Source organism: Nostoc sp. C117, from assembly GCF_043099735.1.
In the GTDB taxonomy this organism is placed as follows: domain Bacteria; phylum Cyanobacteriota; class Cyanobacteriia; order Cyanobacteriales; family Nostocaceae; genus Nostoc.
Window position 1 is genome coordinate 1,774,093 of the sequence record NZ_CP170991.1, and the last position, 22,359, is coordinate 1,796,451.

Genomic DNA, 22,359 nt, shown 5'->3' on the forward strand with positions numbered 1-22,359 from the left:
AGAAGTATTACGTGAGATCAAACCTTCAATGTCTCATTGCAACTTTGAGTTGTAATACCTCTGTTTATCCTTTTGTAACACTTTCGCCCACAGTATCGGTTGCTTATTCTACTGCAACAAGAGCAAATTGACTGCATCCGTTTTGCTTATAATTGCCCATGACAAAATCTGAGTGAGGATATTTGGTTAGAAGCTAAAACCTGGGTGCAGCGTTTATGTGCTTTAATTCCTTCATTCTCTTATCTCAAATGGATTTTTGAGTAGTTTATCCGTCACACTATTTTGATTTTAGCACTCTTTAAATATACGGATATTAGTCCCATAACAAAATATTTATCTGAAATTTAATTTGATCTTAAACAAGGAACACTGATTTGTTAATTTAATTTAGTTGTTTATCAATTTAAATAAAATTAAACAAATCATGCCTGATGTCAGAGGATGTTTGAAAAGTTCTCTTGTCGGTATCAAAAGTTTTATATCCCCCTAAATCACCCTTTTTAAGGGGGGTTACGGGGGATTTAAAAGTGCCTATCACAGCAAAACACTTTTCAAACAACCACTTAACTAAGAATGTCTCTTGTGTCATAAAAGTTTCTAGGCTTCAGCAAAATCATGATTTTGGAAATATCGACGGAATTACAAGAGTTTTAACGACTAATTCACATTAAACGTAAATCTAGCAAATATTCCCACTACAAAATTATGCAGAAAAATATGAGAATTGTGATTACTGGCGCAACGGGTTTATTAGGACAAAATCTGTTATTAGAATATATCAAAAACTATTTAGATAACCTAAGTAATATAGAAATTATTATTTTAGGTAAATCAAGTGGAGATTTGAGCCTGAATCAACGTATCCATCAAATCATTTTAAATGATAATTTCGGCTATTTAGAAATTAGTGATTCTCGAAAAGAAGAATTACAGCAATTTGTTACAACCCAAATCAAATGTATTGAATCAGATTTATTGAAATATAAACTTGGCATATCTCCAGAGTCGATTGAAAATTTATCTTCGTTAAATATAAATTATTTTTATCATGTTGCTGCCTTAACTGATTTTAGAGATTCACCACAAGTCGTTTCTTTATTGGAAAAAATTAATGTTGAAGGTACACAACAAATATTAGAATTAGTTTCTTGTTTAAATGTTGAAGAATTTGTATATGTTAGTTCAGCGTATGTCTGTGGAAGCGCTACAGGAAATATACTACCTGATTATTTAAATATAAATGAAACATTTAGAAATCCTTATGAGAGAACCAAATTACAAGGTGAATTGCTAGTTCGGAAGTTTGCCAAAACTTCAAAGATTAAATTTCGTTATTGTAGACCTTCTACTATTTGTGGTCGTTTAATAGAAAACCCATCTGGTTACACAAATAAATTCGATGTTTTCTATCAATGGATAGCCTTTTTCTTACGTCAAAGATTTAACAAAAATAATAAATCTATTAACTATTATAGTAATTCTAATATCCCATTACAGGTATGCATGAATACAACCAGTGGTTTGAATATCGTCCCAGTAGATTATGTTGCTAAAATGATGTATCAATTATGTATTCAAAATGATGATGGAGAAAGCTATCATTTAGTAAATTCTCAAGAAACTCCTCATTTACTTTATCTTTTATCTCCTTTAAAACGGTTTAATTTTGAAGGTATTACTGTCGTTGAAGAAATACCGAAAATTAAAAATAAGTATGAAACGCTATATTATAAGACCATTGGTAAAATATTTCATGGATATATAAATTCTGAACCAATACTTTTTGATTCGTCAAACTTAAAAAATGTGATGAATCATAATCAGCTTTATTGTCCAAAAATCAATGAAGATGCTTTACAAATACTAATAAACTTTGCCATGAAATATAACTTTGGTCTATAAGACATTGAGGAAAAATACATCTCTGCTGGGTAGATAAAATTGACGTGGTAAATTTGGTATTTATTGATGAGTTCGGATTAAATTTATCAATGTAACGGTTGTTCTTCATCTATTACTCCAGCGAATGAGCGGTTGCTAGTAATGCTGGAACTCAGGGTGGAAAGGTTTATTTAATTTGGTATTCATAAATGAACTTACAAAAAATGATTTCTACAAGAACTTCAACCAAATGGAATATACCTGGGCCTAATCCTTCGCCCATTTTTGGAAACCGAGCTTCAGTTATTAAGTTAGTTAAAGACTCTATTGGATATACAGACCAACTCTTTAAAACTTATGGTAATGTAGTTTCTTTATCAGCAGGTGGTAGGACTCATATATATTCTCCACTAATTTAGATGGTGGAGTTACCTATCTAAACTCTAGCGAACTCTAAACAAACCAAAATTAAAACTAAAATCCGGCTATTGGAAACTTTTGGCGATGGTACTATTTTGAGAATAACTGTGCGTTTAATACTTTATTTATACGATCGCCAGAAACTTGCAAATGGGCTAAGGTGTAAGTATCAAAGTTTTCACCCAGTTGCTTGAGTCTGACTTCAATGGCTTTTTGTAGTTGATGCAATTCGTACCAAGCCAGTGTTCGGCCGTCTTCAGGTACATTAGTACTATGCAGCGCCATCCCTAGCAAAATATTCAGATATTCCCCTTGCAATGAACGGCGGATGCTAGAAATTGGTTTTAATTCACCTGGGGCTAAGACTTCTGTCCAAATACCTGTTTGCAAGGTATCGAAGAGTTCCGGGATAGAGAGTGCTTCGCCAGGTAGGCTTTTTAATTCTATATCTTGTAAACGATTTAAACGATCGCTGTCTAATAGCGATCGCAATATCGCACTTTGGAAACTCAAAATGCGATCGTGAATGGGATAATCAAGGCGTTCGTTGGGTACAAAACTACCCCAATGTTGCCAGCGTGATGGTGCTAACTGATTCAACAATTGCGGTGAAAAATTAAAAGCATTTTCAGTAAATACATACTCTTGTAATTTAGTCAATGCTTGACGTTGTTTTAATAATGAAACTGGTACAAATGCCCAGGAAGTTTCATCACCAGCATGGAGACGCCGAAACGATTCCCCACCAATGTATTGAGAGAGCAATTTAGCGTTACTAAAATAATATTGAAGTACTCTATCGAATAAAACGCGTAGATTACTATAACTTTCTCCTGGTGATAAATAACCCTTTTCTAGGCGCTGCCACATAACGCGAGCATTATCCAATTGCCACTGAGAATAAACTAGGACATCATTACTCATATCCCAGACATTTGCCAGGGGATTGATATCTAATATATCTTCGTCTGTGGCATAGGATAATTCTGGTTGCGGGGACGCCAAGGCAATCTGTTCCAAAAAACTTTTTTCGCTTTCTGGAATTATCGATCCAAGTGCTGCTGATGTGCTGATTTTATAACCATACTCAATTGCCCATTCATCATAAGGACCAACAATTTCCGGGAAATAGTCACCTTGCTGTATTCCCTGTGGTGCTACGTTCACAGGTAAGTAATCCATCACCGAACCCACCAAACCTTTAGTGTGAGTAATTTCAGTGTTATTTAATTCTTCGGGGGGTAACATACTGCTACCGTGAAAGTTGTGGCGCAAACCAAGAGTATGCCCAACTTCATGAGCGATGAGAGAACGCAAATATTGATGGACATATTCCTGCATGGTTGCACTACTGGGTGTAGCGTTTTGCAAAATTGATAAGGCGATCGCCCCCATACTTGCCTGATTTATAAACCCCATACCATAGCAAATATCCGAATCCTTTTGGGAAGACAACGCTTTCGAGTTAAAACTCTGGGGTAAATCTTCATCAGTGCATTCGGACACGAAAGTAATGTTTTTCTTGCCAAATTTGTTGTTCTTTGAGTCTACGTAGGTGTGATACATTTGCTCAATTGAGCGTACCATACTGCCATCCACCATAATATCTGCATCTAATATTTCTCCGGTGAATGGGTTGACGCGGGTTGGTCCTTTGGCAAAACCTGCATCTAGAGAATTAAACCAGCGAATAGTGTTGTAGCGCACATCTCCCGGTTGCCAATTAGCATCATCTGGCATTTGCTGTACTTCAATGGCATTTTGAAATCCGGCTCTTTCAAATGCTTTGTTCCACATAAGAACACCTTCACGAATCGCATCGCGGTACTCTAGCGGCACAGCATTTTCAATCCAAAATACAATTGATTTTTTGGGTCGAGATAAAGGAGCGTTAGGATCGGCTGGTTCTAAATGCCAACGATTGATATAGCGTACAAATTCTTCTTCAGGGTTCTTGCTAGAGAAATTTTGGAAAGCAGTAATAAAATATCCTACTCTGTCATCGGCAAGTCTGGGAATATAAGCATTGTTTTCTTTTAGCTGGGAAAAACTGTAGTGTACTTTGAGAGTAAGTGACCTACTATCAGGTACAGTGACTAAATTTGCTCCTTCTAGTGATGAAAAACCATAAATAGAATCAATCTCGATGTTTTCTGAGAAGCTATTGACATCACCAAAATAAGACTTGTTTGGTTCCAAGTAGTAATCAGCTTGTAAAGAGTATTTTAATAGCAGAGTTAATCCGGAAAAATCCTGCATTAATAGGTGTTCCAGGTTTATTAAAATATTCTTACTACGTGGATGAATACTATCGATTTCCAGTGAATAAAGAACTGAGTCGCTAAATGAACGAGCAAGCGATCGCTGTTCTGATATACTTTCTGTACGGAATTTAACATTCCGAATAACAAAATGTAATTTATTGTTGACTCGTCGAAAATAAAAGATAAAATCAGACAGAGGTAATCCGCTATAAATTCCACTTTCTCCAACACCGGATTCTAATGTCACAGTAGCTAAATAGTTTTTATTTAGCTGCTCTGGTTTAATTTCTAAGTAAATTTTGCCGGAGCCATCATTGCAATAAACTGTGAAGAGTCCCTCTAGTTTATTTGACCTTTTGACTATTTCACTAAATCGACGGAAATCTTCCTTTCTACTGTTACCAAAATTATTGTCAGCACTTGCTAAGTTTTCAACTACCGGGAATACATTTAATCCCTCTACATCAATAGTTGAAAGTTGGTTAGCTCCTGCGTAATCTATAGTCAGTATGAAATTACATAAAAAAAATACAAGTATTGCTAATTTCGCTATCCAGTATTTCATCCTTTGGCTTTCCACCTGAAGCAGTTCTCGTGTCGAGGAAAAAATGTGGATTAATCTGTTGTCTCCAAGCCTCTCAAATACTTAGGCTTTACAGTATAAATCCATCTCAATAGGCGAATAATTGTTCTTTACCAGCGAAAATAATGCTCCTAGCCGAAAAATAGTGTGACTTTTGATTGCTGTAGTTCTTCAGGAATTATCTATTTCCTAGAAGAAATCAATTATACACTAAAAAATTTATATCTTAAGATAGATACATTTTCTAACTAAAGATATATGTTTCTGAATTATATCTGTATTAAAAGCCAAAGCTAGCAATAAAAATGTATTCAATGCTACCGTGAAGGACTAGTTTTGTCTGACAGCAAAAGTAAGTACACCAATTTCTTCTGCGTAACTGGTGTCATCAAGTCAGACATGAAAAATCATGTCTTCTAGTTGAGGGCTGATGTTTAGGAACGTGGATTAAATAAGATGCAAAACTTCATCCGGTCTCTAGCTTCCCTCTCCTTTATAAGGAGAGGGATTGAGGGTGAGGTAAGCCAGGAACATAAATTGTATGTTATTTAATTCTTATTCTTTAATGGAGTTGATTTACCTGCATAATGATTGGCATATTCTCCTCCATAGAAGCTTTGAGGATATTAGCTTAATTTTTCTAAATCATTACAACGCTGGAATCACCATGATTTCGTTGATAATCGCGCCACTGAGAAGTTATTCCGAACACTTATCATTTGATTAATACATTCACGTTTTCGAGATGAATTCCTTTTGTGTTATTTAATCAACACAAAACCTCCGATGTTAATCGGAGGCTTATTGCTGGAAATTAAACAATTCGGAAAACCTTAATCTGCCTATTTAGAACCAAAAAAGCTGTACTCACCGAAAGACCCTAGATCGGAGTCAAACACCCCACTTATGTAATTTTTAGTACCAGCTTGCGAAAGATTGGCGCTATAATCCTGAATGGTAAAGCCCGAAGAATCTTTCCGTAAAAAATGAATACGACCACTGGATGGACAGTAAAAGCCCACAATAGAATTGCCGAAAATAGTGCCTAGAATTTTCCTACATTGTCCTGTTGTATCTTGAAAGGTAATAACCAACTGTCCAGAGGTTTGATTGGCAGTAACATTCCAGGTTCCAACGACGCTTGTAGGCCAACCGTCAGCTAAGGCATGTTGAGAAAACATTAAAGGACTTAGAACTACTAATGCAGATGACAAAAAGCTAAATGGTTTCATATTATTAACTCGGTTTGAGCGTATTTTAATAGTCAAAAGTATCCCGCGATACAGTGATGTTAATACTAATACAATCATCCGTGAAAAATGTCAATTACATAAAGTTAATTAAAATACATCTTTAATCTCGATATAAAAATGAATAAACATATTTTCCCTAACATATCCACTTGACGAAAGCATGACAAAAGCATGACGAAAATGTGACAATACTGATGAGGTTGTAAATACAAAAAGTAACAACTTATTGATTTGTTGTATATAAAATTAATAACATTCTGAATGTTTCTATCTTAATATCGGGAAATACTGATACTGTAAAGAATACAGTGGTTATACCTGATATAGCAGGAGTAAATTCATGCAACATCCTAAACATAAACTGTATTATATAATACAGTTTTTTGTCATAAATAAATAAACAATTAGTCAAATTTATTAGTTTATTCCTGTAAGTGAATATTCAGATTTATCAAAATATCAGTGTTTTTGATATTAGAAAAATTTGGTTAAAAACTTACAGAAAAACTCCTTTTTTGTTGTTGATAGTGCCGCAACTATCGTAACCTGATAGGCTAGCAGTTTTGAGACAATCATGCTCAATTTTTTTTGCCATAAAGACTTCAGATAATTCCTCAACAGCTTGACTGACAATTGAGGTTTTGCTTGTTGAAAAATATTTACCTTCATGGAGGTTTGACTTAGTGGTTAACAAGAGAAGCAGATTCAAAACTATCTTGTTTAAAGCTTGTAGTTATTTGGGAAAAAACAGTCGAAATTCCCTCAACCTATTTGGCTATTTGGTAACAAGTTTTATTATCTTTTTCGTAAAAGCGATATCTACCCCAGTCAATAAAGGCTTTTTCCTCTTTAAGCATCAGCAATTCCCTACAATTAAGAAAATGTCTCTTACTGTTGGGCAAAGTCAGCAAGTTAACAAGTTGTCACGATTGGGACAGCGTTTACGCGATCCGGAGTGGAGGCGCTACGGCTACTTACTACTGCTGGGCAAGGCAACGGCTATCATCATGCTGTTGATGGTATTTACCTTCATCCCCAATTTGATGGAAACACCAGTTCTGGCAGCCGATCCAATACTCAAAGGCAATGACATCATTAACCCAATTAATACACTCTGGACACTGCTAGCGGCCTTCCTAGTATTCGCAATGCAGGTAGGTTTTACAATGCTGGAAGCAGGTTTCTGTCGCTCTCGTGAAACCGTCAATGTCTTGATGGAGTGCATCGTTGACACTTGTCTTTGCGGTTTATTGTTCTATGCATGGGGCTTTGCCTTCATGTTCAGTCATGGTAACGGCTTGATTGGACTGAATTGGTTTTTCTTGCAAGGGTCTCCTGCTACCTATGAAAGTACAGGCGTAGCGTTTCTGGCGTTCTGGCTATTTCAGTTCGCCTTTGCAGACACTTGCTCGACGATTACCTCTGGGGCAATGATTGGACGGACAGGGTTTATTGGCGATCTTCTCTACAGCTTTGGCGTTTCTGGATTCATCTACCCAATTATCGGACACTGGGCTTGGGGACCAGACGGCTTTCTGGCAACGATGGGCAGCAAAGACGGTTTCCTGCCTTTCTTGGGAATTGGTTTCCATGACTTTGCAGGGTCTACAGTTGTTCACACCATTGGGGGATTCATTGCCCTGGCGGGTGCGATCGTCCTTGGTCCGCGTTTAGGTCGTCGGTTCAAGCGCGACGGTGGCGGGCCGATGTTACCCCACGATCTTGTAATTGCTGCTTCCGGTGGTCTGATTCTGTGGTTCGGCTGGTACGGTTTCAACCCCGGCTCTACACTCTCAGCGATGGATTTTGTGGGGACTGGACGGGTTGCTGCCAATACTACCTTGGCAGCATGTGCAGGTGGTCTGTCGGCACTGTTTTTTGGATATCCGAAAACAAAAAAGTGGGATTTGAGCTTCACGGTCAACGGTTTCTTAGCGGGTTTGGTTGCGATTACTTGCCCCTGCTATTGGGTGAATCCAACAGGTTCTATCATCATTGGGGCGGTAGCTGGCGTAGTTGTCATTCTCGGAATAGACCTCTTGGAATGGCTTCGGATTGACGACCCCATCGGTGCAGTTCCTGTACATGGTTTTTGCGGGATTTGGGGAACGTGGTCGCTAGGGTTGTTTGCTACCGGTGAATTCGGCGCGACTGGTCCCATCACACCTGATGTCTCTGCACCCTTAAGAGGTCTATTGTATGGTGGAGGGATACAGGTGTTGAGCGCACAAGTTATCGGCAACCTAATTATTACTGTGTCTACATTTGCTGTGGCACTAGGGTTGATGTATTTAGTAAATTTAACTGGGACTCTGCGTGTGTCGAAAGAAGGCGAATTGGAAGGTTTGGATTTACACGAGCATGGCATACCAGCCTATCCTGAATATGTCATTAGTACATCAGCTAATCTTGACAGTTCTCCATTAGAAGAAGTGAATAGATAGAGAGTTTTCCCAAACGCACCCTAAACAGATTGGACTTTAGACAAAAAGAAGATAGTTCGCGAGTGTAACTCGCGAACTAAAAACTACGCATAATAAACTACCCCAGTTATTTTTCAAACTGAGTCCAACTGAGTTAACGTGAGTTCGACAGAGCTAAAAAAGGGCAGGAGGTAGAGCAAGTAAGCCTTTTGGGTAAATGTCAATAGAAGGTTTTTTAGGCAAATAAGTATAAGCAGCTAAACCAGCCATTAAATTAACCAAAAAGTTAAATGGACTACGATGGCGAGAATGTTCGATTTGACATATATTTTTTAGATGGTCATTGACGGACTCAATCACAGCGCGTTTGCGTAACAGAATCTTATCAATCAGTTTTACCAAACGGTTTTTCATTTTCTTCTTAGATTTTGTGACTAACTGCAATCCGCGCTCATATAACTCCTCAAATAATTTTTGAGAGATGTATCCTCTGTCACCAAAAAGTTTACCAATTAAGTCACGAGTCATTTCTGGAACTGGTTTTCGGTCATCTACATTCGCCGGAGTTAATGAAAATGCAAGTAATTCTCCGCAATCATTAATAATCAAATGAAGTTTAAATCCAAAGTGCCAACCTACAGAATTTTTACCCCATTCTACTAAGCCTTTAAATACCTTATGAGAATGGGCTCGACAGTTATGACAAACATTAATCGGAGTGGAATCAATAAAGCTAATCCCTGTAATTTCTCCTGTACGTGTATGTAAAAAGCAACATAATAACATTAAGCACCAAGGCATCAATTCCACAAACCGAGTGTAGCTGACCAAATTCGGAAATGCTTGATGCCAACTTTGAAGCACATGCAGAGTGTAGAATTCCTTGAAAGTCTTATATCCACTGCCATGAAACGCAATGACTATTGTCATTACCTCTGATAAACACATCCTCGATTTACTGCGACGCTCTCCAGAAGTAGACGGTAATTGTGGTATTTGCTGCCATAGATTTTCCCATTGGTTACAGAAATCATCTACATCCCAGAATATTTGAGTGATATCGAGCCGAGATACAATGGTAGACATAGCCGAGACCTTGATTTTTCTTAGATATTTTTAGTCTCGGCATTTTTTTGTCACTTTTTCACAGATTCTCAATCAATCGTAGCGATCGCCTGAACAATACCCAATTGTGCAAATCTATATATGGCAAGCTTTTTTGGCTTTTTCTAACCGTCGAACTCACGTTGAGTTAAACGCCTAAAGTCTAAGAAAATTTACGCGTTTTTTTGTTTATCAGGTGTTGATAACTAAATTTACAGATTATTTTGCATAATTATAATTATAGATTCCTGGACATGATTTAAGTATTAAAGACGTTTAGTAGTACTCTGAAAAGCAAAGCGTCTATCTTACTTAACGATTCCATTTGATGACATCAGGTTTTAAATCAGATGCGCTTTCCCTGGGATAATATCCAACTAATGTTTGAAATTTTTAGCCGATTACTGGACAAAATTTAGCAGCGAATAACTCTGATTAGATTTAAGAATGTCAATATCACCCAAGTTTTGTGAGCTTGTCTAAACTATAATTGTTTTTCTATTGTATCTTTTGAAGCCTCAGATTTTTATGTTGACTGATAAAACTTTGTATAGCGCAAGATGTAGCTCCTTCTCAAAGGTAATTAACCATCGATAAAAAAACTGTTTAAGATACACACAAAGGTATACTTTTTCTGGATGAATATGCAATACATCTACCAATTGATTTAACAACTCACATCTTCCCCAGGATTTAAAAAGCTTTTATTTTTCATAACTGAGATACGTCTTTTGCTAGAAGGATAATTAATTTTTTATAGTTAGTCTTTATCTGTACTAAAAAAAGCAATCTAATCACCATGACAAATTTAATTTCCAAGACGATTGGTCAGATCGGTTCCCTGCTTAAAGGACTTCAGATAAAAAGTTTTTTAGCTGTTGTCTTAGTTGGTTTTCTTGTGCTGACAACGAATATTGCTTCTGCTGACAATAATAAAGCCTTAAAAGAGAGAGTTCGCGAACAAGTCCAGCAAGATGATTCTCAAAGACCGAAAACAATAGGTCAGTGGAATAGAGAAGCTCGGGAAACCGAAGGCTCTCCTGGTCAACGACTGCAAAAAATTGGAGAAGAGTCAGCAGAAGCTTTTAAACAATTTGGATCGGGCTACGTAGAAGGTACAAAAAAAACTGCTCGTGATGTAGGGGAAAGTGCAGCACAGGTAGGCAAAGATATTTCTAACTAGTTTCTACGGTGACATACTCCTACACTGAACACAGTTCAGTGTAGGGTTTTGGGCGAATCTGGCTGCTGGGGACGTTTTGACTAATTCCAGCTTTTTAAAGTTAATTTAACGAATTATCTAAACTTTTGTTTTTTTTAGGACTTACGAAAATGTCACAAAAAATTAAAACTTTTAGTGTGTAGTAAGGTCTGAAGCCCTGATTTTGAGGACTAAAGTCCTCTCTGCGAGACGCTGCGTGTAGCTTGCTTCCCCAGGGGGGTGCACTACAAACTAAAAATAATATACCAGTTGCGTAAGTCTCATTCTTATTCAATATTTATAGGGTGGTAGTTTTTCTCAGAGCTACTAGTGGTATGACCTGAAACCAAGTATTTGACAGTTAGAAGAGTGCTATATCTGACCATCCAGCACTGAACTATAGAACTACTATTTGATTTTTGAACAAGACTCAGTACGTATCTATCGATTTTTTTGTGTTCGCTGTTAAAAGTTCCCTCTCGACGCAAGTAAGTTTAGGAATCAAACCGGATTCCTATATGTAGATTTGACTATAATTACTGAAAACATCCATCTTTTCGCCAAAAGTGAGTGAATCATAATTGGATTGGAGTTAGCAACGCCCAAAGGTTAAATGTTCCCAGTGTTCAACGATCGCAGATCACAGGTAACTCTGTCTCAAGGCTCAAACCCAGCGACGAAACTGACAACTTATAACCGATAACTGTTAAAGGGGTTGCGTTGATGCTCGGTCAAGTTGAGAATAAATAGGCGAAGCACACGGGGAAACTAACGTGAGTCAAGGATTTGATTACGATTTAGTAATTATCGGCGCTGGTGTAGGCGGACATGGCGCTGCCCTACACGCCGTAAGTTGTGGTCTAAAAACAGCGATTATTGAAGCTGCTGATATGGGAGGAACCTGTGTTAATCGGGGCTGTATTCCTTCTAAAGCACTGCTAGCAGCATCTGGACGTGTGCGGGAGTTACGGAATGCCCACCACCTCAAGTCGTTGGGAATTCAAGTTGGTAGCGTGGAATTCGATCGCCAAGCGATCGCCAATCATGCTACCAATCTTGTCTCGAAAATTCAAGGCGATTTAACTAACAGTCTCAAACGTCTGGGAGTTGATATTATCAAGGGCTGGGGAAAAATCGCTGGGGCACAAAAAGTCTCCATCGCTGGAGACGGTGGTGAAAAAACCATCACAGCCAAAGATATCATCCTTTCTCCTGGTTCAATTCCTTTTGTTCCTCCGGGAATCGAAGTAGACGGCAAAACTGTCTTTACTAGCGACCAAGGTGTGAAGTTGGAATCACTACCAGAGTGGGTAGCAATTATTGGCAGTGGTTACATCGGCTTGGAATTTTCTGATATTTACTCAGCTTTGGGTTGTGAAATCACCTTGATTGAAGCCCTAGATCAGTTAATGCCAGGATTTGACCGCGACATTGCCAAACTTGCCGAACGGGTGCTAATTACTCCCCGCGATATTGAAACCAAAGTTGGGATATACGCCAAAAAAGTCATCCCAGGTTCACCTGTAGTCATTGAGTTAGCAGATTTCAAAACCAAAGAAGATCTAGATGTCATCGAGGTAGATGCTTGCTTGGTGGCTACTGGACGCATCCCAGCGACCAAAAATCTCGGTTTAGAGTCTGTAGGTGTAGAACTCGATCGCCGGAATTTTATCCCAGTGGACGATCGCATGGCGGTGCTATCAGCCGGTGAAGTCGTGCCCCATGTCTGGGCAATTGGCGACGCTAATGGCAAGATGATGTTAGCACATGCGGCTTCTGCTCAAGGCATCATCGCTGTAGAAAACATCGTTGGTAGGGAAAGAATAGTAGACTATCGCAGCATCCCAGCAGCGGCGTTTACCCACCCAGAAGTCAGTTATGTAGGCTTAACAGAAACAGCAGCCAAGGAATTGGGACAAACCGAAGGCTTTGAAATCGCCACCAGCAAGAGTTACTACAAAGGAAATTCTAAAGCGTTGGCAGAAAATGAAGCCGACGGTATGGCCAAGGTGATATATCGCAAAGACACCGGAGAAGTCTTAGGCGTCCATATTTTCGGACTCCACGCCTCAGATTTAATTCACGAAGCGTCAGCCGCGATCGCTCACCGTCAATCTGTGCAAAGCCTTGCACATCTAGTTCACGCCCACCCAACACTTTCAGAAGTTCTGGACGAAGCTTATAAACGAGCGATCGCCATTTAGGGATTGGGGATTGGGTATTGGGTACTGGGGATTGGGAAGAATTCTTCCCCAGTCCCCATTCCCCAGTCCCCATTCCCCAGTCCCCAGTCCCCATTCCCCAGTCCCCAATTATGGAAATCCGTCGTCGTTCACCTAACCCAGCTATTGCTGTATCCACGTTACGTTATCAGGCTACTGTACCTGATTCAGAGCCAAACAATATTTTGGAGGAAATTGTTTGGCAGAAAGAAGTAGAAGTTGACCAAATGCGCGAAAGGTTACCTTTACGGGAATTGCAACATCAGGTACTTTCCGCGCCGCCAACCCGAGATTTTTTTGCAGCTTTGCATTACGGTAAGACGAAGCCAGCATTGATTGCGGAAGTCAAAAAAGCTTCACCTAGCAAAGGCGTTTTACGAGAAGATTTCGATCCAGTAACGATCGCCCTTTCTTATGAACAAGGTGGTGCTAGCTGTCTTTCTGTGCTAACGGATACGAAGTTTTTTCAAGGTAGCTTTGAGAACCTAGCCAAGGTTCGCGCTGCGGTAGATTTGCCCCTACTGTGCAAAGAATTTATTATCTATCCATACCAGATGTATTTGGCACGAATTCACGGTGCAGATGCTGTTTTGTTGATTGCGGCTATCTTAAGCGATCAATATTTACAATACTTCCTCAAAATTGCCAACAACCTGAAAATGACTGCCTTGATTGAAGTCCACAGTTTAGCTGAACTTGACCGTGTGTTAGCCTTGGATGGAGTCTCCTTAGTAGGAATCAATAATCGCAATTTGGAAGATTTCTCTGTTGATCTCCAAACTACTTGCGAACTTTTGGCTAGAAGAGGTAGCCAATTGCAACAGAAAAACATCCTTGTTGTCAGCGAGTCAGGACTACACAACCCAGACGATCTGAGTTTGGTGGTTAAAGCAGGTGCATCCGCTGTACTCATTGGAGAATCTTTGGTAAAACAACCCGATCCCGGCGCTGCGATCGCCCGTCTGTTACCAAAGAATTTCTGAAAAAAACACCCTCCCTAGGCCAAAAGCCCAGGGAGACTGCAAATAATAATCAGGCAATTGGGCATACTATACGTGAATATACAGCACTTTGCTGCCTAATATGACCAATATCTTTGCTAAATCTTCATCGCTAACCAAATCAAAGCCCTAAACAAATAGTTATTTCTTATGTAACAATTCATTAACAAGAGATAAACTCTGACTGATAAAAAATCCCAAATTTGAAATTAAAAATTAACTTCATGGAGCAAATTCCTCTACCTTCACCTATCCACTACGAACTTATACTTCAACTATTAGAAAGACAAACTATGCTAGCTGTAAATGATAATCCAGATTTAAGGCATCAGGTGAATCAGCTAATTATTACTCTCCGTAAAGCTGCTGTGCAACAAAAGCGACTAGAAGAAATTTGCCAGTTTTCCTCTCTCGATATCGATCACCGTTGGTCAATCAATCATCATAACGGTAGCAAAGTTGTTGCTCATGATTGAAGCTGATAACTTAATACCATTTTGGATTTTATATTTGGGGTAAAAATTCAGATTGAGGAATAGTTGGCACGTAAGAATTCAGGACTCAGAATTACTCGAAAATCAAGGTTGCTACGGATGCTTGATATTCTTCAAAATAATCAAGTTGGAGTCTTCAAGTATTATAAATTCTGGATTCTCGATTTTGAATTCTTACAATTATAATATTGCCATAAATGAGGATTTAAAATTGGCAATTTCAATTTATACACAGACATAATATTAAATTTATACTAACAATTATCAGGTTTATAAAGATTTTAGATCCAAACCAATTTATATTGCTTTAGAAAAAATTTGAATCAGCTAAAATATTTATAATATCCTCTCTCTTAAGTAGGTAGACATAATTAAACCTAAAATGCAAACCACTGAAATTATGTCCTACGAATGACTTATCATTAAAATTTCTCCGCGTCCCTGTGTCTTTGCATCAGCCCAAATAATAAGTAGACCTCTTGCAAAAGTGCTTTTTGCACCTTCGTGGGAAAAGGGAAAGGTTAAAGGGGAAGGGGAAAATATAAAACCTTTACCCGGGACCATCTCACTTTTGTAGAAAGCTTTTTCAACCTCACCCCAACCCTCTCCTTACTAAGGAGAGGGAGCAAATATCTTGTTTCCCCCCTTACTAAGGGGGGACTAAGGGGGGTCGATTTAGGGTGCATTTGCAAAACTGAGATGCTCACCCTTTACCCTTTCCCCCCGCCCCTTATCCCCAGAGGGGACTCCACCTTCCCCTTTTCCCGACTTCTGCAAGAAGTCTAGTCTTTTGCTCATGATATGAAATCAGCTGAGTGAGTAGATTTTACTTAACTTGTACCTAACCTGCAGTAAGCCTTTTGCGAACTGCCTCGTGCCTTCTACTTAATTTGATGAAAGAATGAAATATAACAGCATTGATGAACTCTTCAAAAATAATCAGGCTTGGGTTGCCCAAAAGCTGGCGATCAATCCAAATTACTTTGAAGAATTATCTAGCGGACAAACACCACCCTTTCTGTATATTGGTTGTTCTGATAGTCGTTTGCCTTTAACAAACTTTACCAGTACAGAACCGGGAGAATTATTTGTACATCGTAATATTGCTAATCAAGTATCTCTGACAGATATTAACTTTTTAGCCATTTTAGAATACGCAATTCTCCATCTTCAAGTGGAACACATTATCGTTTGTGGCCACTACGATTGCGGAGGAATTAAGGCCGCTTTAGAATGGAGAAGCATCGGAATCATTGATAACTGGGTAAATCCGATCCGGGAATTATATTTACAGAAACAAGAAGAAATTGACGCCTTGCCAACAAGAAAAGAACGTCTTAATCGTTTGGCAGAAATCAATGTTGTGGCACAAGTAAAAAATCTTTACCAGACTTCCGTAATGCGCCAGGCACTTTATGCACGAAAAGCACCTACGGTTCATGGCTGGGTATTAGATATAAGTACTGGGTTAATCAAAGATTTGAAAGTCTCAACCGCACAATGGCAATTGCATATCTGCCCATTGCTTCTAGAGTTTAGACTCTACGCTATGTTAAAAAATGATAGTTAATTTATAATTACGAATTATAAATATGTTTTGTAAACGTCAAAATTGGGGTTTTTAATGCTTTTTTTGGAATGAAATAGGTAGTCTTTTCATAGTTTAGAGGCAATTCATCAATTGCCTCTAAACTATGATTCAGAATCGCCAAGATTCGCATACCAAATGATTCTACAAAGAATTATTTCTTCGCAATTATCCAGACTGCATGAATAATCCCAGGAATATAACCAAAAAGCGTTAAAACTATATTAATCCAAAAATCTATACCAAAACCTACTTGCAAAAAGACTCCCAAAGGGGGCAAGAAAATGGCACACAGAATCCGAACTAAATCCATTTAAACCTCCTAACAATTTTATCAAATACAGGTTGTTGAACAAGTCATTTACTACTCTTCAAGCATATTTATATATACTCTTTAAACATAACATTCCTTCTCTAAATTTATGTTGCGGTTGAGATGCGGTAAACCGCACTCAATTAACATTAGCCACCACTAATTTTGGCTTTGTAACCTAGCTTAGTCAAAATCTCGAGAATTTTCTGCTTGTGTTCGCCTTGAATTTCAATTTCGTTGTCTTTAACTGTCCCACCTGTGCCACACTGAGTTTTCAACTGTTTCACCAAATCTGCCAAGGTTTCTGGTTTGGCTTGAAAACCGCTAATCACAGTGACGGTTTTTCCTTTACGTCCTTTGCGTGAAGCTTGTACTTTCAGATTTTGTTGTTGTGGAGGTAGTTCTGGAATTGGTCTTTCTGTGGCGGGGGAGTTGTCGTTGCCAAATTCGCGGTAGACAAAGCTTTTATCGTCAGATTTAGAATTGGAAGAAGACATAAAATTTTTATTACAAAAAAATTCAAAGCAGTGGAAACTTCTACACAACCATTTTGCTAGGATATCAATTTCTAAGCTAACATCACCAATCCATTGCAAGGAAGTGGGCATAGGGCAAAACAGTGAGTGGTGAGTGCTGAGTGCTGTACATGGATAGCGGGACGTTTAGCCCGTGCTGAGTTAAGAGTTAAAAGTCAGGAGTTGTATCAATACTTGTCGGTTAAGGGGAAAAGGGAAAGAAAAAACCTTTAACCTTTACCCTTTAACCTTTTCCCCAAATCCAATTCCGAGTTAAAAATGCTTTACCCGAGCAGTATTGGGAGTTGTATTTATCTCCTTGTCCCCTTGTTCCCTATTCCCCACTCCTCAGATATGCTTAGACTTTTCTATAATGATTTAAGCCCTTCCCATCATTAAAATCAGCCTGTGACTACCACTCCCCTGCCTACAAATTTAACTACTTCTGTTCCCGATACGCTAGGTCGCTTTGGACGTTTTGGCGGTAAATATGTGCCTGAGACACTAATGCCTGCCCTTGCTGAATTAGAAACAGCTTATCAACAATACCGTAACGATCCTGGTTTTCAAGCAGAACTACAGCAGTTGTTACGAGATTATGTAGGACGTGCCACACCATTGTATTTCGCTGAACGCCTGACTGCTCATTATGCCCGACCCGATCGCACCGGGCCACAAATTTACTTAAAACGTGAAGATTTAAATCATACTGGCGCTCACAAAATTAATAATGCTCTTGGTCAGGTATTGTTGGCGAAGCGTATGGGTAAACAGCGGATTATTGCCGAAACGGGCGCTGGACAACATGGAGTTGCTACAGCCACAGTTTCCGCTCGTTTTGGGCTGGAATGCATAATTTACATGGGCGTTCATGATATGGAACGCCAAGCTTTGAATGTCTTTAGAATGAAGTTGATGGGGGCAGAAGTACGTCCGGTGGAAGCGGGAACGGGAACCCTGAAGGATGCCACTTCTGAAGCTATCCGAGATTGGGTGACGAATGTGGAAACGACTCACTACATTCTGGGTTCAGTTGCAGGACCTCATCCTTACCCAATGATGGTACGTGATTTTCATGCAGTCATTGGCGAAGAAACTCGCAGCCAAGCAATGGAAAAATGGGGTGGGTTGCCTGATATTCTTTTAGCTTGTGTCGGTGGTGGTTCCAATGCGATGGGACTATTTTATGAGTTTATCAATGAACCTTCTATCAGGTTAATTGGAGTTGAGGCAGCCGGAGAAGGTGTCAATACTGAAAAACACGCAGCAACCTTGACAAAAGGACGAGTTGGTGTATTGCATGGGGCTATGAGTTATCTGCTACAAGATGAAGATGGACAAATCATTGAGGCACACTCAATTAGTGCGGGGTTAGATTATCCCGGTGTGGGGCCAGAACATAGCTATTTGAAAGATACTGGTCGGGCTGAATACTATAGTGTGACGGATGCCGAGGCTTTAGCTGCGTTCCAGCGATTGTCGAAATTGGAGGGGATTATTCCGGCATTGGAAACAGCTCATGCGATCGCCTACTTGGAAACCCTCTGTCCTCAACTAACCGACAGTCCTCGGATTGTCATCAACTGCTCTGGACGTGGTGACAAGGATGTACAAACTGTAGCTAAGTTATTAAATCCTGGGTAAATAGACGTTAAATATTGGGGAGAAAGCAACAATGGATCGACAACTCCAACACGCTATGCTGCCGCAAGCCACTCATGATGAGTTGGCACGCCAAAACTTTGTCCAAACTCTAAAAATGCATATTTTCAGGAATCTCTCTCCTCAAAATAAAGTAATTTATGAAAAACTAGCAAAGCCCAAGTTTGAACAAGAACATCAACGTTCTCCCGAGAATCGCTATGAAATTCGGGAAGTAATGCAGCATCAACCCCAATATCTCTGGATGGGTCTTCTGAAGCGGATCAGCCAGGAAATGTTATGGGATGCTGTAAATACCAGCGTTGATAGACAACTGCCAGATTTGATTGAACGTGCCAAAAATAAGGGTAATGAACTGGGTATTTTAACCCTCGATCCAAATCTTCCCATACCTATTCATCAAAAGGCTGTAGACATTCACTGTATGCCTGGAGGATATCACAGTGAATTTACTGCTGATGATGTAGCCGCCGGAGCAACTTACGATCGCGGCAGTTATGTTTATGGTGTTGGTTGGTTAGGACCACTTAACGATGATATGGGGTTATCTATAGTCAAAAACTACCTCTTACCAGAGTATCCCGACTTTCAAGCGAGAAAAATTCTTGATATGGGATGTTCTATTGGCAATAGCACATTACCTTATGTAGATGCTTACCCAGATGCAGAAGTCCATGCCATAGATGTAGCCGCACCTATGCTGCGTTATGCTCATGCAAGAGCCGAATCCTTGGGTAAACGGGTACATTTCTCTCAGCAAAATGCCGAACACACTAACTTTCCAGATGAATCTTTTGATTTAGTGGTTTCTCATATTTTGCTGCATGAAATTCCCCCGCCAGTTGTCCGTAAAGTGATGCAAGAGTCTTATCGTCTGCTGGCTCCTGGCGGGATGATGCTGCATTTGGAAGCACGCTTGTATCATCATATGGATGCCTATACACAGTTTGTTTTTGATTGGGAAACTGCTAACAACAACGAACCCTTCTGGAGTGCTGTACGCGATCTCGATTTGGTGGCGCTAGCTATAGAGGCTGGTTTTGCAGCAGATAAAACATTTGAGAAATTTGTTCCAAATGGAGCATGGAAAGCTCAAAATAGCAACTCCAACAGCCAAGGCACTTGGTTTGTAGTTGCTGCAACTAAGTAAGCAAAGGAAGTGAGGATGGCAAAAATAGCCAAGGGTAAACGACCAGTTTACTTAGAGAATCCGCAAATCGATAAATTATTGGCGATCGTCATGGCTTTAACTGGTGAAGTATCCGTACTGCGTGAACGCCTAGACACCATTGAACAGTTGCTAGAAGCTAAAGGTATTCTATCGGTTACTGATATTGAAGGTTATGACCCTGATGAGAAAGTAATTCAAGAGCGACAAAAGTGGCGTGCGGAATATATTGCGCGGGTTTTGCGCGTAGTCCAGGAAGAGTCACAAACCTTCAGTCAAGATTAATTTAAATTACCCAAAAGAGTAGTGAATTTTTACCCAATACGGTTCAGTTAAGGCTAAAATCCTTTGTCAAAGTCAATTTTTTTAACGTAGACGCAAAGCGGCCTGCCACAACCTACCGAGAGAACAAAGAAATGTACATCCTTTACCCTTTACTTCTTCCCTTTTCCCCAGACGACAAGGAAAGGGAAAAATTCTGATCCGAACCGTATTGGAACTCATATTTGATTTTTGCGAAGTTAGGTACAACTAAAAGAGCCATCTAAGTCAAGTAAGTTCTTCAGATGAAATTGGTTTCTCTATATCTGTACTGAATACTACATTCTTGTTTAGTAATTGATGAAAATTATAAATTTTCAGCAAAAGTAAAGATAATTTTGGGAAAGTGACCGATGAGAGTATTGACAATTGGAAGTGATTGTTTGTATGTCTTGTAAAGGGTATGGTCAAATTGCCGAAATTCATCAATCCTTAATAGTATTCTCTTATATATTTTAGGAACTATGAGGTAGAGTATAAGTCTTATATCTCTACACATTACGCAATTCTCCATGTTCCGACAAACTGCTTTTGGCATCGCTTTAAGTGCGCTTGTCCTTGCTAGTGGATTAACAACTGTTCCGATACCAGGGCAAAATTCTACAAATACATCCACCCGTAATAAGCTGTTGTCGCTTTTTTCCAGTCAGGCTGCAATCTCGACTCCTACTTTTAAATCTACGGAGCTAGAAAAATCTGTTTTTGAGGAAATTAATCGATATCGAGCTTCTAAAGGGTTGCCAAAGTTGACCCTAAATGCGAATATCACACGACAAGCAAGAATTCATAGTCAAAATATGGCTAAAGGTAAAACCCCATTTAGCCACCAGGGATTTGAGGGGCGAGTCAAAGCTATACCTATTCGCTACAACAGTGCGGCGGAAAATGTCGCTTTTAACCGAGGATATAGCAACCCTGTGGAGGAAGCTGTTACTGGTTGGATTAACAGTCCGGGACATCTAAAGAATATTAAAGGAAATTACAACCTCACAGGAATTGGCGTTGCTACTAATAATCAAGGGGAAGTCTACCTGACACAATTGTTTTTTCGCACTAGGTAGATTTAATTTTTGATATTTTTGCACAATAATAATGTAGTGTCTGACAAGACTTTTATTTGCTAGACACTGCTATTATTTTTGAACATTTGATGACATTACCAGATTTTCAGGTGAGCGATCGCGATCTCAGCGACGCAGCCCTTGGAGAATATTTAGAATCGACTGCGATCGCTGTGGATACAGAAACAATGGGATTATTGCCACAGCGCGATCGCTTGTGTCTCGTCCAATTGTGCAACCTCGAAGGAAAAGTAACGGTAATCCGCATAGCTAAAGGACAAGCTGACGCCCCAAACTTAAAAAAACTCTTGGAAGCAGCGAATGTTGTGAAAGTGTTTCACTTTGCTCGTTTTGACCTTGCTACTTTACGAGCTTATTTGGGAATTCAAGTTCAGCCTGTTTTTTGCACCAAAATTGCTAGCAAGTTAGCGCGTACTTACACAAATCGTCACGGACTTAAAGATGTCGTGCAAGAGTTAGAACAAGTAGAACTCGATAAAAGCGTTCAAAGTTCTGATTGGGGTAACGCTGCTAATTTATCTGAAGCTCAACTGAGTTACGCCGCCAATGATGTGCGCTATTTACTGAGTGTCCAGCAAAAACTCACAGAAATGCTCAAACGAGAAGAACGTTGGGAAGTTGCTCAAGAATGTTTTAAATTTTTACCCACAATTGTTTCTTTAGATTTGTTGCAATTTAAAGATTTGTTTGAACATTAATTATTCTCAAAAAGCAAAGCCATTAGCCTATTAGTCCATCGTTTATAACTAATGGCTAATGACTAATGACTAATAGGTATGTTGCTAATTTTCTAACTCATTTTTTCCCTAAGATCCAACATTAGAATCATCTCGCTCTGTAGAATTTCTAGATTCAATGCCTTCT

The 22,359-nt window shown here is 39.2% G+C and carries 17 protein-coding genes and 1 pseudogene; 13 read left to right on the forward strand and 5 right to left on the reverse strand.

Translation table 11 applies throughout. The features are described from left to right. Window positions 1–114 precede the first annotated feature (114 nt). Window positions 115–261: pseudogene (locus tag ACFG4S_RS08470) on the forward strand (IS630 family transposase); the annotation flags it as partial. A gap of 456 nt (window positions 262–717) precedes the next feature. Continuing rightward, entirely contained in the window at window positions 718–1,902 is a 1,185-nt protein-coding gene (locus ACFG4S_RS08475; RefSeq protein WP_392534375.1) for an SDR family oxidoreductase, read from the forward strand. A 489-nt stretch (window positions 1,903–2,391) separates the two neighbouring features. On the opposite strand, the gene ACFG4S_RS08480 is transcribed toward ACFG4S_RS08475, so the two are convergent. Next, window positions 2,392–5,130, reverse strand: a complete 2,739-nt coding sequence (locus tag ACFG4S_RS08480) for a zinc-dependent metalloprotease (protein WP_392534376.1) — start codon at window positions 5,128–5,130, stop codon at window positions 2,392–2,394. An 860-nt stretch (window positions 5,131–5,990) separates the two neighbouring features. Further along, window positions 5,991–6,380: a hypothetical protein gene (locus ACFG4S_RS08485; RefSeq protein WP_392534377.1), complete on the reverse strand. Its 390-nt coding sequence runs from the start codon at window positions 6,378–6,380 to the stop codon at window positions 5,991–5,993. Window positions 6,381–7,282: 902 nt separating this feature from the next. Between ACFG4S_RS08485 and ACFG4S_RS08490 the strand changes: the two genes are divergently transcribed. Beyond that, entirely contained in the window at window positions 7,283–8,845 is a 1,563-nt protein-coding gene (locus ACFG4S_RS08490) for an ammonium transporter (RefSeq protein WP_392534378.1), read from the forward strand. A gap of 153 nt (window positions 8,846–8,998) precedes the next feature. On the opposite strand, the gene ACFG4S_RS08495 is transcribed toward ACFG4S_RS08490, so the two are convergent. Next, entirely contained in the window at window positions 8,999–9,910 is a 912-nt protein-coding gene (locus ACFG4S_RS08495; protein WP_392530720.1) for an IS982 family transposase, read from the reverse strand. A gap of 817 nt (window positions 9,911–10,727) precedes the next feature. On the opposite strand from ACFG4S_RS08495, the gene ACFG4S_RS08500 reads away from it, so the two are divergent. The 5 genes from ACFG4S_RS08500 (at window position 10,728) to ACFG4S_RS08520 (ending at window position 16,416) form a co-directional block, all read left to right on the forward strand. Continuing rightward, complete coding sequence (locus tag ACFG4S_RS08500) at window positions 10,728–11,111, forward strand: hypothetical protein (RefSeq protein ID WP_392534379.1); 384 nt, start codon at window positions 10,728–10,730, stop codon at window positions 11,109–11,111. A gap of 791 nt (window positions 11,112–11,902) precedes the next feature. Next, a complete protein-coding gene (lpdA, locus tag ACFG4S_RS08505) occupies window positions 11,903–13,333 on the forward strand; it encodes a dihydrolipoyl dehydrogenase (RefSeq protein WP_392534380.1) in 1,431 nt (476 codons plus the stop codon). A gap of 110 nt (window positions 13,334–13,443) precedes the next feature. Next, window positions 13,444–14,334 (forward strand): indole-3-glycerol phosphate synthase TrpC, encoded by an 891-nt coding sequence (gene trpC / locus ACFG4S_RS08510; protein WP_392535940.1) that lies wholly within the window; start codon window positions 13,444–13,446, stop codon window positions 14,332–14,334. Window positions 14,335–14,576: 242 nt separating this feature from the next. After that, window positions 14,577–14,828: a DUF5340 domain-containing protein gene (locus ACFG4S_RS08515; protein WP_392535941.1), complete on the forward strand. Its 252-nt coding sequence runs from the start codon at window positions 14,577–14,579 to the stop codon at window positions 14,826–14,828. Between the two features lie 919 nt (window positions 14,829–15,747). Continuing rightward, entirely contained in the window at window positions 15,748–16,416 is a 669-nt protein-coding gene (locus tag ACFG4S_RS08520) for a carbonic anhydrase (RefSeq protein ID WP_392534381.1), read from the forward strand. Between the two features lie 172 nt (window positions 16,417–16,588). Here the strand turns inward: ACFG4S_RS08520 and ACFG4S_RS08525 are convergent, their stop codons facing one another. Together ACFG4S_RS08525 and ACFG4S_RS08530 are read right to left on the reverse strand one after the other, a co-directional pair. Then, entirely contained in the window at window positions 16,589–16,747 is a 159-nt protein-coding gene (locus ACFG4S_RS08525; protein WP_099065790.1) for a YqaE/Pmp3 family membrane protein, read from the reverse strand. Window positions 16,748–16,896: 149 nt separating this feature from the next. Next, window positions 16,897–17,244: a translation initiation factor gene (locus ACFG4S_RS08530; protein WP_392534382.1), complete on the reverse strand. Its 348-nt coding sequence runs from the start codon at window positions 17,242–17,244 to the stop codon at window positions 16,897–16,899. A 426-nt stretch (window positions 17,245–17,670) separates the two neighbouring features. Here ACFG4S_RS08530 and trpB point away from each other — a divergent pair, with 426 nt between their 5' ends. From trpB to ACFG4S_RS08555, 5 genes are all read left to right on the forward strand, one after another. Further along, a complete protein-coding gene (trpB, locus tag ACFG4S_RS08535; RefSeq protein WP_392534383.1) occupies window positions 17,671–18,906 on the forward strand; it encodes a tryptophan synthase subunit beta in 1,236 nt (411 codons plus the stop codon). A gap of 31 nt (window positions 18,907–18,937) precedes the next feature. Then, entirely contained in the window at window positions 18,938–20,074 is a 1,137-nt protein-coding gene (locus ACFG4S_RS08540; protein WP_392534384.1) for a class I SAM-dependent methyltransferase, read from the forward strand. A gap of 15 nt (window positions 20,075–20,089) precedes the next feature. Continuing rightward, a complete protein-coding gene (locus tag ACFG4S_RS08545) occupies window positions 20,090–20,377 on the forward strand; it encodes a hypothetical protein (protein WP_392534385.1) in 288 nt (95 codons plus the stop codon). Between the two features lie 548 nt (window positions 20,378–20,925). Continuing rightward, window positions 20,926–21,474: a CAP domain-containing protein gene (locus ACFG4S_RS08550; protein WP_392534386.1), complete on the forward strand. Its 549-nt coding sequence runs from the start codon at window positions 20,926–20,928 to the stop codon at window positions 21,472–21,474. 89 nt (window positions 21,475–21,563) lie between these two features. Beyond that, window positions 21,564–22,193, forward strand: coding sequence for a ribonuclease H-like domain-containing protein (locus tag ACFG4S_RS08555; protein WP_392535942.1), 630 nt, complete (start codon window positions 21,564–21,566; stop codon window positions 22,191–22,193). The last annotated feature ends 166 nt before the right edge of the window (window positions 22,194–22,359 follow it).

Bases quoted from the DNA above. Each gene is read 5' to 3' on its own strand.
- ACFG4S_RS08500 (WP_392534379.1), top strand. From the start codon at position 10,728: ATGACAAATTTAATTTCCAAGACGATTGGTCAGATCGGTTCCCTGCTT.
- trpC (WP_392535940.1), top strand. From the start codon at position 13,444: ATGGAAATCCGTCGTCGTTCACCTAACCCAGCTATTGCTGTATCCACG.
- ACFG4S_RS08540 (WP_392534384.1), top strand. From the start codon at position 18,938: ATGGATCGACAACTCCAACACGCTATGCTGCCGCAAGCCACTCATGAT.
- ACFG4S_RS08480 (WP_392534376.1), bottom strand. From the start codon at position 5,130: ATGAAATACTGGATAGCGAAATTAGCAATACTTGTATTTTTTTTATGT.
- ACFG4S_RS08525 (WP_099065790.1), bottom strand. From the start codon at position 16,747: ATGGATTTAGTTCGGATTCTGTGTGCCATTTTCTTGCCCCCTTTGGGA.
- ACFG4S_RS08545 (WP_392534385.1), top strand. From the start codon at position 20,090: ATGGCAAAAATAGCCAAGGGTAAACGACCAGTTTACTTAGAGAATCCG.
- ACFG4S_RS08475 (WP_392534375.1), top strand. From the start codon at position 718: ATGAGAATTGTGATTACTGGCGCAACGGGTTTATTAGGACAAAATCTG.
- ACFG4S_RS08520 (WP_392534381.1), top strand. From the start codon at position 15,748: ATGAAATATAACAGCATTGATGAACTCTTCAAAAATAATCAGGCTTGG.
- ACFG4S_RS08550 (WP_392534386.1), top strand. From the start codon at position 20,926: ATGTTCCGACAAACTGCTTTTGGCATCGCTTTAAGTGCGCTTGTCCTT.
- ACFG4S_RS08495 (WP_392530720.1), bottom strand. From the start codon at position 9,910: ATGTCTACCATTGTATCTCGGCTCGATATCACTCAAATATTCTGGGAT.
- ACFG4S_RS08530 (WP_392534382.1), bottom strand. From the start codon at position 17,244: ATGTCTTCTTCCAATTCTAAATCTGACGATAAAAGCTTTGTCTACCGC.
- ACFG4S_RS08555 (WP_392535942.1), top strand. From the start codon at position 21,564: ATGACATTACCAGATTTTCAGGTGAGCGATCGCGATCTCAGCGACGCA.
- ACFG4S_RS08490 (WP_392534378.1), top strand. From the start codon at position 7,283: ATGTCTCTTACTGTTGGGCAAAGTCAGCAAGTTAACAAGTTGTCACGA.
- ACFG4S_RS08515 (WP_392535941.1), top strand. From the start codon at position 14,577: ATGGAGCAAATTCCTCTACCTTCACCTATCCACTACGAACTTATACTT.
- ACFG4S_RS08485 (WP_392534377.1), bottom strand. From the start codon at position 6,380: ATGAAACCATTTAGCTTTTTGTCATCTGCATTAGTAGTTCTAAGTCCT.